This is a genomic window from Candidatus Villigracilis saccharophilus, from assembly GCF_016711665.1.
Genome location: NZ_JADJSO010000051.1, coordinates 1 through 12,398 on the forward strand (window position 1 = coordinate 1; position 12,398 = coordinate 12,398).

General features: G+C 52.8%; 10 protein-coding genes. 9 read left to right on the forward strand and 1 reads right to left on the reverse strand.

All coding sequences use genetic code 11. The features are described 5' to 3' along the window. Positions 1–408: 408 nt before the first annotated feature. Positions 409–1,395 (reverse strand): acyltransferase, encoded by a 987-nt coding sequence (locus IPL17_RS16040; protein WP_345308089.1) that lies wholly within the window; start codon positions 1,393–1,395, stop codon positions 409–411. A gap of 398 nt (positions 1,396–1,793) precedes the next feature. Here IPL17_RS16040 and IPL17_RS16045 point away from each other — a divergent pair, with 398 nt between their 5' ends. The 9 genes from IPL17_RS16045 (at position 1,794) to IPL17_RS16085 (ending at position 12,267) form a co-directional block, all read left to right on the forward strand. Continuing rightward, on the forward strand, positions 1,794–2,189 hold the full coding sequence (locus IPL17_RS16045; protein ID WP_345308090.1) for a hypothetical protein: 396 nt from the start codon (positions 1,794–1,796) through the stop codon (positions 2,187–2,189). A 250-nt stretch (positions 2,190–2,439) separates the two neighbouring features. Further along, entirely contained in the window at positions 2,440–3,543 is a 1,104-nt protein-coding gene (locus IPL17_RS16050; RefSeq protein WP_345308091.1) for a transposase, read from the forward strand. 47 nt (positions 3,544–3,590) lie between these two features. Continuing rightward, on the forward strand, positions 3,591–6,677 hold the full coding sequence (locus IPL17_RS16055; protein WP_345308092.1) for a tetratricopeptide repeat protein: 3,087 nt from the start codon (positions 3,591–3,593) through the stop codon (positions 6,675–6,677). Continuing rightward, positions 6,587–6,817: a bacterial transcriptional activator domain-containing protein gene (locus tag IPL17_RS16060; RefSeq protein WP_345308123.1), complete on the forward strand. Its 231-nt coding sequence runs from the start codon at positions 6,587–6,589 to the stop codon at positions 6,815–6,817. The genes IPL17_RS16055 and IPL17_RS16060 overlap by 91 nt, the downstream gene beginning before the upstream one ends. Before the next feature lie 110 nt (positions 6,818–6,927). Next, positions 6,928–7,155, forward strand: coding sequence for a hypothetical protein (locus IPL17_RS16065; RefSeq protein ID WP_345308093.1), 228 nt, complete (start codon positions 6,928–6,930; stop codon positions 7,153–7,155). Between the two features lie 27 nt (positions 7,156–7,182). Continuing rightward, the gene (locus tag IPL17_RS16070) at positions 7,183–8,181 is read left to right on the forward strand and encodes a ketoacyl-ACP synthase III (RefSeq protein WP_345308094.1); all 999 of its coding nucleotides are present in this window, start codon (positions 7,183–7,185) and stop codon (positions 8,179–8,181) included. Positions 8,182–8,246: 65 nt separating this feature from the next. Beyond that, entirely contained in the window at positions 8,247–9,782 is a 1,536-nt protein-coding gene (locus tag IPL17_RS16075; RefSeq protein ID WP_345308095.1) for a long-chain fatty acid--CoA ligase, read from the forward strand. 70 nt (positions 9,783–9,852) lie between these two features. After that, on the forward strand, positions 9,853–10,914 hold the full coding sequence (locus IPL17_RS16080) for an alpha/beta hydrolase (protein WP_345308096.1): 1,062 nt from the start codon (positions 9,853–9,855) through the stop codon (positions 10,912–10,914). A gap of 84 nt (positions 10,915–10,998) precedes the next feature. Then, positions 10,999–12,267, forward strand: coding sequence for a beta-ketoacyl synthase N-terminal-like domain-containing protein (locus IPL17_RS16085; RefSeq protein WP_345308097.1), 1,269 nt, complete (start codon positions 10,999–11,001; stop codon positions 12,265–12,267). The last annotated feature ends 131 nt before the right edge of the window (positions 12,268–12,398 follow it).

Sequence of the window (12,398 nt, forward strand, 5' to 3'; positions counted from 1 at the left end):
CCATCGTCGGTCGTAAAGAATTCAATTTTCATTTTTATTTCCTTCGGAGAGGATAATTTCAAGATCCATTTTAATCGTACCCAACCTATTTGCAAACCCGATAGATCCAAAGCAAGCAGCAGTTTCTGATGCGGACTTCGTCCCCTTAAATTGAAAGAGCCAGTGCGCCAACACTGGCTCTTTCAATTGCTACGGAGGAGGAGAAGAGAAATCACTTACGAAGCTAACTTTATCACCAGCCCGCCATATCCGCTTGACGCAAGCCCTACGTCAACGACACGATTACACAACGGTTTTTATGAGAGTTTTTAAGGAAGATTCAACTCGAAAGATATTGCTTCTTTATCTAATGAGACGATTTTTCATTGGCGTGATGAAAAGTTCATCGTACGAGGAAAAGGCTTAAGTTCAGGATTGGGGCTTGTCCATTTTTTGGATCAGCCTTCTGCCCGCGTTGATACCGGGCTTTTCCAGGAATTTTTCTGAAAGCATGGCAAGAGCGAACGAAAACACGATCGTCAACAGGTAATACATTCCCAATTCGATGAGCGGTCTTCCATACCCGCCAAACCATTTATTCAGATACTCCGCGCCATACCAGGCAAACATGAAGTGCAGAATGTACATGGAATAGGAGACCTGTCCGATCCGCCGCAGGATCGAAAAATTCAGCATTCTGATCTGCGCGAAAAGGTTGTACAGAAACACGAACGCCAGCCCGGCCGTGAATGGAACGAACATGAATGTTTTTTGTGGGAACGAGTCAGTGTGCCATAGGAAAATGGTCAGCCAGGTGAACAGGCCGAGAAAAAGCAGGTTGATCACAGCCGGTATCTTTGCCGCCCCGTAATTGCGGGTGAGAAAATATGCCAGCATGCCGAGTGTGAATACAGGCAGTTGATTAAGCAGGTTGTAGTAGATGAAATTATTCTTCTCCACCGGGCTGTCCATCCATGTCACTGCCCAATTCTCAAAAATATAATAACAAGCTATTGTCGTTGAAAATAACAGCAGGAATCGAAACACACCATTTTGATTCATCTTCTTGAACATCAGAAAGAGCAGGGGGAAACACAGATAAAAGGCCATCTCGGTCCCAATGGACCACCCGCCGGGGACAATGTAGTTATGGGCGGGAGGATAGAACCCGTGCGTGAACGAGAAATTAGCCAGCATATTGGCCAGGGTGTAACTGTCCGCGGCTTGAAGGGTCCCTGCTTTCAGGGAAGTTTGCGCTGAGCGGAATAAAAAGTACCAGATGATCCCGAAATAATACAGCGGAGCGATCCTGAAAAAACGGCGGATGAAATATTTTTTTGTTCCCTGACTTTCGCCGCTCTTGCGGTCCGCGGAGAGGCATAAGGTGATGGCGGAAACCACAAAGAACAACTGCACGCCAAGTTGACCGTATTTTTTGTGATCGTCAGCGCCCAGCGCGGCAGTTCTGGTACAGACTGGGCAGTATGCACCAGCATGACCATTAGAATGGCGATCCCTCTTAATGAATCGATATGATCCAGCTTTTCATTCATTCGATACCTATTTCCGCTTTGTTGGTTCGATCCGTGACGGGGGATTTGTTTGCCATACTGGGGCGATTTTATCAGAGAGTGGATGATGGAGAATGGAGGGCGGTATGTGGCTGTCGCAAAATCAGATCGGTTCCTTGCCGATTGAGTCCATCGCGAAAATGCGGGGGTATATTAACGCCGAAGCGCTAATATACAGATTTGTATGTTTCAGTTAATCCTGCTTTGCGCGATATATAATGAATCAACAAGCAAAGGAACCCCATGTTAAAAAATCTATCAGATCGTTCAAAAGCTGTTCTTCAATTAGCCGTATTATCCGTTGTCCTGATCATGGCTTTTGTGGGGTTGGATTATTTAAGCTCGTTGAAGACGGTCAGAACCACCAGCATGGTTCGTTTTGAGGTGGAAGCCTCCGGTGGATTCGCATCCATCACCCTGCGGGCAGGGAAAGTGAATATGACCGAACCGACAAATGTTTCAGTTCCATGGTCGCAGACTGTGAAGATAAAGAGCGGCACGACCGTGTTTTTGACAGCATCAAACCCAAGTGTGACGGGTGAGATCACATGCCGTATTTTCCTGGATAGGGAAGCCTGGAAAACAGAGACGATCAGCTCGCCTAAAAACGGGGTGGCTTGCGCGGGCATCATTCCATGACCAAAGACCTTATTGGCTTGCGTGTATTCTGGCGATTGCAGGCGGCACAGTACGGGATCTAAGCAAATCGTCATAATTGCCAGCGGGGGAACGATCGGATATATTTTCCCTTCTCTTTCCTGCCCAATGTAAAAAATCATCGAGACCTCGGCAAGAAACTCCCTGCTTTAGCAGTGGAGAGGGATAGCCGCTGGCGATGTGCTTTCGCTAGAGCATTTTCAATAGATTGAAGATGCGGTATAATCACGCCATGAAATTGATCGCTCAAATAAAACTCCTGCCTACGCCTGAACAAGCGCAAGCCCTTCGTAAAACTCTTGAGGTTGCAAACGCCGCCTGCAATTACATCAGCGAACAGGCGTGGGATAGTCAGACATTCAAACAATTTCCAATCCACAAACTTACGTATTACGCTGTCAAGGAAATGTTTGGCTTGACCGCACAGGTGGTTGTTCGTTGCATCTCGAAAGTTGCAGATGCTTATAAGCTGGATAGAAAAGTCAAACGTACGTTCAAGCCGCATGGCGCGATTGCTTTTGATGACCGCATCCTGACCTACAAACTGGACAGGATGGAGTTGAGCATCTGGACAGTAGAGGGCAGACAAAAGCTGTCCTTTGCCTGCGGAAAACGCCAGCTTGAATTGCTCAAAGGCCAGCATGGGGAAAGCGACTTGTGTCTGGTCAAAGGTAAGTTTTACCTGATGGTTGTCTGCGAGGTGGAGACACCCAAGCCAATTGACGTGGAAGGGGTGTTGGGGGTTGATCTGGGTCTTGTCCAGATCGCCGCAACTTCGGACGGTGGCGGGTTCAGCGGCGCGGCGATCGAAGATAACCGCCGAAAGTTTGGACATCGCAGAAGCAATTTGCAAAAGAAACAGACCAAATCCGCCAGACGAAAACTCAAGAAAATATCCGGCGTTCAATCCCGTTTTCAAAAAACAACCAACCATAGAATCAGCAAAATTCTCGTACAGATTGCGTATGACACTCATCGAGCGATCGCCCTTGAAGAATTGGGCGGTATCCGTGAGGCTCCCGTAAAAGGACGCAAGCAGAGAGCGAGACATGCGAATTGGTCGTTCTACCAACTGAGGCAGTACATCGTTTACAAAGCCGAGCGCGTGGGGGTTCCTGTGATCTTCGTTGATCCAAGAAACACCTCGCGCACCTGCCCCGAATGTGGTTGTGTTGATAAAGCCAATCGTAAGTCTCAATCTGTTTTCCTTTGTAGCGCTTGCAACTTCTCTGGCAATGCGGACAGAGTAGCGGCTGTGAATATCGCAGTCAGGGCAGAAGTAAACCTGCCAATGGTCTCGAACCTTCGTGTTCAGGGACAAAGCCCCCTGCTTTAGCTGTGGGGTTCGTTTACTTGCGGTAGAATCTGCTTGGACTTCACCCCATGCATCGAATTTCCCCCCACGTTCTCCGCACCAAGATCATCCCCCCGCCCCGCAACGCGCGGACCTTGTCCCGCCCGCGGGTGATGGCGTTCTTGCGCGAGTCGTTGGACTATCGCCTCACCATTTTGCAGGCAGGTGCAGGCTATGGCAAAAGTACCGCCCTGGCTGAACTAGCCTCAGAGATCCACCCATTGATCTGGTATCAAGTCCACGAGGAGGACAGCGACCCGCTGGTGTTCCTTCTGCATTTATTCCACGCCACCCGTGAGGCCCTGCCTGATACCCCCGACCTGCCCATTCCCTATCTCGAAGCCTGGGACGGCACACAAGGCATCCTTCCCTGGCGCGGCATCCTCGACCAATTCCTGAACGCATTAAGTGAGCATATCACACAGCCCATCCTCTTTGTTCTGGATGATGCGCATATCGTTATTGAGAATGGCGAGGTGGCGCATATTCTTGACCGCTTGATCGGACTTGCGCCCGCTTCCCTGCATATCCTGCTCTCCGGGCGCCCCACCATCAGCCTGCCCAACCTGGCACGCTGGCGCTCGCAAGGTGAAGTTTTATTTCTCGATCAGGCAGCGTTGACTTTTACTGTTCCGGAAATCGCAGCTCTCTTTACAAGCCATTACAAACTTGAACTCACTCACGAAGAAGTCGAATCACTGTTAACGTACACCGAAGGTTGGGCAATTGCCTTGCAGCTCATCTGGCAGAGTGTCCGTAGTCAGGCTTCATCCGCGCTGGAATTTCCTCTGCGCTGGCAGGCAGGTTCACTTGAATCGCTGTTCGATGTGCTGGCGCGTGAAGTCTTCTCGCGTCACCCGACAGACATCCGCGACTTTTTACTGACCACCTCCATTTTGCGCGACCTCTCCCCCGAGGCCTGCGACGAACTCCGCAGAGCGGCGGGGAATCCGTCAAACGATTCAGTTTCCATGCTCGCCTATTTGCGCAGGCAGGATCTCTTTGTCGTTGAAACCGCCGAAGGCACACTGCGCTACCACCACATCTTTCATAATTTTTTGCGCCAGCAATCCACACCCGATCAGCGCCTGCAATGGAATCGCGCCGCCGCAAATTACTTCATTAAACAAAAGGATCCTGAATCTGCCATTTACCACCTGCTTGAAGCTCAAGCCTGGAATGACATGGCGGATTTACTGGATACCTACTCCGCGACGCTGCTGTCCAGTGGACGGCTTGATACGCTTACGACATACATCGCATCTTTGCCGCCCCTCAGCCTGCATCAACACCCCATGCTTATTTTTACGCTCGGAGAGTTGGCCCGCCTGCATTCCCGATTTGATGAAGCGCAGGGGTGGTACCGTCAGGCCGAGACCATCTGGCGCGCCCGCGGGCAGCAGGATGGCGTGGCACGTGCCCTGCGCGGGCAGGCGCGTGTCTATCTCGATACAGTCAATCCATCTGAAGCGGAGAAATTGCTCGAAGAAGCCATCCGATTAAGTGACGGCTTTGAAGATCGCGAGGCGCAGGTCCGCTTGTTTGAATTGCTTGCTGAAAACAAACTTAATTCAGGTCATGTTGATGAAGCCGAGCGCCTTCGTCAGCGCGCTGAAGATTTGCGCCTGGAAAGTCCTTCCAACGATCAACTGCTCTTTCGCGTCTGGCTGCGCACAGGACGCCTCAGCGAAGCCCGCCGCGGATTGGAGGAAAGAGCGCTGGCCGAAAAACAGCAGCCTGTGCAAACTCCGCGCGCACACCGCGAAACTCATTTGATCCTTTCCTTGATCTATTCATTTCAAGGACTGGGCGACCTTGCATATCAATCTGCGCTTGAAGGCACCCGCCGTGGTGGTGAACTCAAATCGCCATTCGTCTCGGCTGTGGGTTATATGCGCCAGGGACATGCTCTCATGCTGACCAGCAACGCCGATTACATCCTCGCCCGGGCGCAATTTGAAAAGACCATCGAGATCAGCCGTACATTAAATGTAGCCCGTCTGCTGGTGGAAGCCAATTGGGGTTTATGCCGAGCCTGTGGTTATCAAGGCGACCTGACCCTCGCCCAAATCCATGCGCAGCAGGCGATCGAGATCGCAAGTCAGGCCGGCGACGAGTGGATCGCGTCCCTCACGCGCCTGACGATGGGCGCAAGTCTCATGCTTGCCTCACGTTTCGAAGCCGCCGAAGAATGGCTTAACCGCGCCGTGCTTGGTTTTCAGGAATGCAGTGACCCGTTCGGGCGCACAGCGGCGCGCCTGTGGTTGTGTTATGGCTGGCATAAACAAAAACAAGCTGAACGCCTCGAACGAGTGCTGCCTGAAGTCCTTTCTGCCTGTCTTGTGGGTGATTATGGTTTCTTCTTCACCAGCCCATCCTTGCTGGGTGCGCCGGATGAACGCATCTTCACGCCGCTGCTTGTGACCGCCCGCGACCAAAACTGGGAGGGAACATATGCTGCCCGTTTGTTGGAGTCGCTTGGCCTGGCGCGGGTGCAGAGTCACCCTGGGTTCAGACTCTCTGTCGAAACACTGGGCAACTTTCAGGTTAAGAAAGGAAGCGAGGTCATTCCTCCCAATGGCTGGCGGCGTGAGAAATCCCGTCAACTGTTTCAACTGCTCATTTCGTATCGCCATTCCCCGCTTGACCGTGATCAGATCTGCGAATCCCTCTGGCCCGAAGCCGACATCGCCACCGCGCAGCGCAATTTTAAGATCACCTTGAACACGCTCTATCAGGTGCTCGAACCTGAGCGTGACTCAGGCAGCGACTCGGCCTTCATTGTGCGCGACGGAACCACCTACACTCTGCGCCTCAACGCCGACCTCTGGCTTGATTCTGAACAATTTGCGCGCGCTGCCCGCGAGGGAGTCAAAGCCAATTCTGCGGCGCATTTGGAAAAGGCGATGAATTTATTTCGAGGCGAATATTTGCCTGATTCATTGTATGAAACCTGGGCGGCAGAGGAACGTGAAAACTTTCCGCGTTGTTTCTTGAAGCCGCGGATAAGCTTTGTGATCACTATATCCAAGGCGAGAAATACACCGACGCCATTGACCTGTGCCAGCGTGTGCTCGCAAAAGACAATTGCTGGGAACGCGCCTACCGCCACCTGATGACCGCCTATAATTACCTGGGTGATCGCGGTCAATTGGCGCGGACGTATCAGCGCTGCCTGCAAACCCTGAAGGATGAGCTTGATGTTTCACCTTCGCAGGAAACGCAGGAACTCTATAAAAAACTGATCCGCTCGTAAACTAATTTTCTCCTTCCAGGAATTTTCTAACCCCGAACCGCCCACTACCCACTATTCACTTCCCACTGTTTGTAACCCTCCTGTTACCGCCCTCTGATATTCTATGCCAGATGGACGCTATACTCCCACCCCTGATCTCATCTTTCATCATCCGCTTTGTGATGGAAGAAACCTCGGCTGAAAAACCCGCATATCACGGCACGATCCGCCACATTCAAAATGCGGAAGAGATCAACTTCAATGAATGGCGTGAGGCGATGGAATTCATGCACCGCTTTGTTCCACTGGATGAATTACAGCCTCCATCCTCCCCTCAAACCCCAATCATAAATCTCTAATTACAAACTCCAACAACGGAAGGTATCATGCGCAACGTACAGATCCTCAGCACGGGAAGTTATGTTCCAGAACGAGTAGTGACCAACGCCGAAGTGGACGCCATGATGGGCGAATCCACAGGCGAATGGCTTTTGGCCAATGTCGGTATCAAAGAACGCCGCTGGATGGCTCCCGAGCAGGTGACCTCTGACCTGATCGTCGAAGCCTCGAAGAAAGCGCTCGAACGTGCTGGCATCACCGCCGCCGACCTCGATCTCATCATCGTTTCGACCGATACACCCGATTACCTTTCGCCCAGCACCTCCATTGTCGTGCAGCATAAACTCGGCGCAGATAAAGCTGGCTGTTACGACATCAACTCCGCCTGTGCGGGCTGGGTGACGGCACTCGACCAGGGCGCGAAATACCTGATGACCGAGCCGCAAATGAAATACATCCTCGTGGCTGGCGGATACGGCATGAGTCGCTTCATTGATTACAAGGATAAGAAGACCGCCAATCTCTTCGCGGATGGCGCTGGCGCAGTCATTTTGGGCGTTGGCGAAGAACAGGGTTTCCTCGCTTCGAACTTGCTGGCAGTTGGTTCCTTCCACGATGCGCTGGGAATTTACACGGGCGGCACGTATCGTCCATGCACGCCTGAGAACATGGCGCAATTCGGCGGCCCGAAAGTGGAGTTCGTCAAGAAATTCCCCAAGACCTTCAACACCGAATACTGGCCCAAGCTTATGCAGGGCGCGCTCGACAAAGCGGGGTTGACCTTCGATGATGTTGACCAGTATTACTTCACCCAGCTCAACGTCCGCACCATTGAAGTGATGATGGACCTGCTCAAGCAGCCCATCGAAAAGACTCACTGGGTGATGGACAAGTGGGGCTACACAGGTTCTCCGTGTGTCATCATGGCATTGGACGATGCGATCGCGCAAGGCAAAGGTCCCAAGCCAGGTGATGTGATCCTCTTCTGTGCCAGTGGCGGCGGAATCACGATGGCGTCATCGGTTTGGAAGTGGACGGCGAAGTAATTTGAGGAAAGAAGAAAGATCAATTCACCTTCTGTCTTTCATCTTTCATTCAACAAGGAGTTCTTATGTACATCGGTGACTATCTTGCACGGCGCGAACTGTATTCTCCCGACAAACTTGCATTCATCGATGCAGGCAAATCTCCTGAATGGCGACTCACTTTTCGTGATGCGAATCGCCGTGCCAATAAACTGGCCAACTGGCTGAAATCGCAAGGTGTCGAAAAAGGTGACCGTGTCGCCATCCTCGCTCGTGATGGATACGAACATCTCGATCTCTTCTTTGCCTGTTCCAAACTCGGCGCCATCCACACCGCGCTCAACTGGCGTTCGCATTGGCGGGAACTGCTTGAAATCTTCAATTACACCAATCCTAAAATCCTGATTTTCTCCGATGACTTCAAAGAAGGCGTCTCGCAACTCACTGCCCACTATCCACTACCCACTATTCATTTAGATGGAAATGGAATCGACGGAAGCCTGCCCTTCGAATCGACGCTCCAATCCGCCCCCGACTCCGCCGTTACCTGTCCCAGTCTCGAAGCAGAGGATACCGCCGCCTTGATATTCACTGGCGGAACCACAGGTCTGCCCAAAGCCGCGGAAGTGTCTCACCGCATGATCGCGTGGAACACACTCAACACCGTCATCCACGATGTGACGCATAACGATGTCTATCTCAATGTCTTCCCGATGTTCCACACGGGCGGACTTTTCGTCTACACCCTGCCGCAAGTCATCTTCGGCGGGACGACGATTCTCATCCGCGCCTTTGACCCTGCGCAAGTCTTGAATCTGCTTGAACGCGAGAAGGTCACCATCTTTGCGGCGGTGCCGACCATGTACCAAATGCTGACCACCGCGCCAAACTGGGACTCTGTGAATCTGTCCGCGTTGCGTTTTTGCACCTCGGGCGGCGCGCCATTGCCTGTTCCGCTGGTGGAGAAATATACCGCTGAGAAAAATATCCGCTTCAAACAAGGCTTCGGCATGACCGAGTTCGGGCCTGGCATTTTTGCACTCGCGCCCGAAGACGCCATCCGCAAGGCTGGCTCCATTGGCCGACCAAACTTTTTCGTCGACGCACAAATCGTCGATGAACAGAATCAGTTCCTCGGTCCGAATGAGGCGGGTGAATTAGTCCTCAAAGGTCAGTCGTACAGTTCAGGCTATTTCAATAATCCAGAAGCGACAAAAGCCGCCGTCGATGAGCGCGGATATTTTCACACGGGCGATGTCGCGCAATATGATGACGAAGGTTATTTTTACATCGTCGACCGCAAGAAGGATATGTTCATTAGCGGCGGTGAGAATGTGTACCCCGCCGAGATTGAAAAGGCGTTATACCAGCACCCAGCCGTTCACATGTGCGCCGTGATCGGCTTGCCCGATGCGAAGTGGGGCGAGGTCGGCAAGGCTTGTGTTGTGTTGAAACCAAATCAAAGCACGACGGAGGAAGAATTATTGAAATTTATGACAGAGCGATTGGCAAAATATAAAGTCCCCAAGTCAGTGAGTTTCATGGAAGCCCTGCCCATTTCGGCAGCAGGGAAAATACTCAAGCGCGAGTTGCGCGAACAGTGGATAGTGAACAGTGAGTAGTGGGTAGAAGCCCGCTCTTACTATCCACTTCCCACTGCCCACCACCAACTTTTATCCAAAGGAGATAAACATGTCAACAGTTCCAACTTTACCCGGTATCACATCCAAGGTTGTTGATACCCCCCGCTTGAAACAGCACGTCCTCTTTAGTGGCCCCGAGAACGGCACTCCTGTTTTATTTATTCACGGCAATGCCTCTTCCGCTTCGTATTGGGAGGAGATCATGCTCAAGCTGCCCGCTGGCTTCCGCGGCATTGCGCCTGACCTGCGCGGATATGGCGACACAGAAGATAAGTTGATCGACGCCACTCGCGGCATGGGTGATTGGATCGATGATCTCGCCGCATTGCTCGATGCGCTCAAGGTCGAAAAGACTCATGTCGTCGGTCACTCGATGGGCGGGACAATTGTGTTCGGACTCGTCGGCTCTTTGAATGGACGCGTACTGAGCGGAACCGTCGTCAACCCCGGCTCGATCTACGGCTTCGGCGGCTCAAAAGGTCTCGACGGCACACCCTGCTACGATGACTTTGCAGGTTCAGGCGGCGGCGTGGTCAACCCCGATTTTCCCAAATTGATGGCCGCTGGCGACCGCAGCACGGATAATCCGCAGGCTTCCCCGCGCGTGGTGATGAACGGTTTCTACTGGAAGCCGCCTTTCGTCCCTGCCCGTGAAGAAGATCTGCTCACCTCGTTGATGACCGAAAAAGTCGGCGAACAGAAATACCCAGGTGACTTTGTCCCCTCGGGCAATTGGCCCAATGTTGCGCCCGGAAAATTTGGCCCGATCAATGCGCTTTCTCCCAAGTACGTTGGTGACAGTGTAAAGAATTTCGTCGGCGCAGCGACCAAGCCAGCCATCCTTTGGGTTCGCGGCGACTCAGACATGATCGTTTCTGACAATTCCTTCTTTGATTTCGGAACCCTCGGCAAGTTGGGCTACGTCCCCGGCTGGCCTGGTGAGGAGATCTATCCTCCCCAGCCAATGGTGGGACAGACCCGCAGCCTGCTCGAAAAGTATGCAGCGCAGGGCGGCTCGTTCGAAGAAGTTGTCATCACAGATACAGGCCACACTCCCTACGTTGAAAAACCAGAAGAGTTCATGGCGGCGTTTGGGAAAGCATTGAAATAAATAGTGTGTAGTGGGTAGTGTGAAGTGGATGGAAAATCCCACTGACCACTACCCACTATTCACCATCCACTATGAGGAGGCTTTATGCCTAAATCAAAACCCCTGTCGCGCGGAGTTGCAATTGTCGGCGCAGGTATGTCCAAGTTCGGGGCGTTTGCAGAAAAGAACAGCCGCGATCTTTTTGTCGAAGCATTCAAGGAAATGACGAAGTCGATAGACAAAGGTCTTGACCCGTCAGTCATTGAATCGCTTTATGTCGGGAATTTCTCCAGTGACCAGTTCGAACATCAGGCGCACACCGCCCCGCTTCTTGCGGACGCTGTTGGTCTGACGCCCATCCCCGCCACACGCGTGGAAGGCGCTTGCGCCTCAGGCGGACTTGCGATTCGTCAGGGCGTGATGGCAATTGCCTCAGGCATGTACGATGTCGTGCTCGTCGGCGGCGCGGAACGAATGACTGGGCTCAACACCGCAGGCGTCACCGACGCACTCGCCACCGCGGCGGATGTCCCGTTTGAAATTCCCGCTGGCTTCACCTTCCCTGGCTTTTATGCAGCCATGGCTTCCGCGTACATGCACCGCTACGGAATGAAGCCCGAACATCTCATGAACGTCGCGATCAAGAATCACGACAATGCTTCCCTGAATCCGTATGCCCAATTTGGCGTCACCATTCAAAAGTGGATGGAAGGACGCGTCGCGGCTGCGATCAAGAAGGGCAAGCCCGCCCCAACATGGTCCACCATTTGGGATTTCCTCCACGACGAATCAGGCAACCCGACAGTTGCGTGGCCGCTTCGCCTGTTTGACTGCTCCCCCGTAACAGACGGCGCCGCCGCAGTATTGCTCGTCGCCGAAGAACGCATGCACGAATTCACAGACCACCCCATTCACATCATCGGTTCGGGACAGGCTTCTGGCTCTGCCCTGCACGACCGCCCCGAATTGACCGCCATCCCCGCCGCAAAGACCGCTGCGACAAAAGCATATGAAATGGCAGGCGTAACCGCAAAAGACATCCGCATTGCCGAAGTGCATGATTGCTTCACCATCGCGGAAGTCATCGCCAGCGAAGACCTCGGTTTCTTTGCCCCAGGCGAAGGCTTCAAAGCCGCCGAAGACGGCGTGACCGCCCGCAACGGCGCGAAGCCCATCAACACCTCAGGCGGATTGAAAGCAAAAGGACATCCCGTCGGCGCTTCAGGCGTGGCACAGGCTGTCGAAGTGTTCAAGCAGATGCGAGGTCAGGCAGGCGAACGACAAGTGGCAGGCGATGTCAACCTGGCGTTGACTCACAACGTCGGCGCGACAGGTTCCACCTGTGCCGTCCACGTCTATGAGCGGAGAAATTAATCATGAGCGAAGAAACCACCACGATCCGTCCGTTTTCAGCGGCGGCGTTTAATCAATACATTGCCGAACATAAATTGATGGGGGACCCGCTGCACGAAATGCAGCAAAACCTACGCACCTCCGCGCGCGAT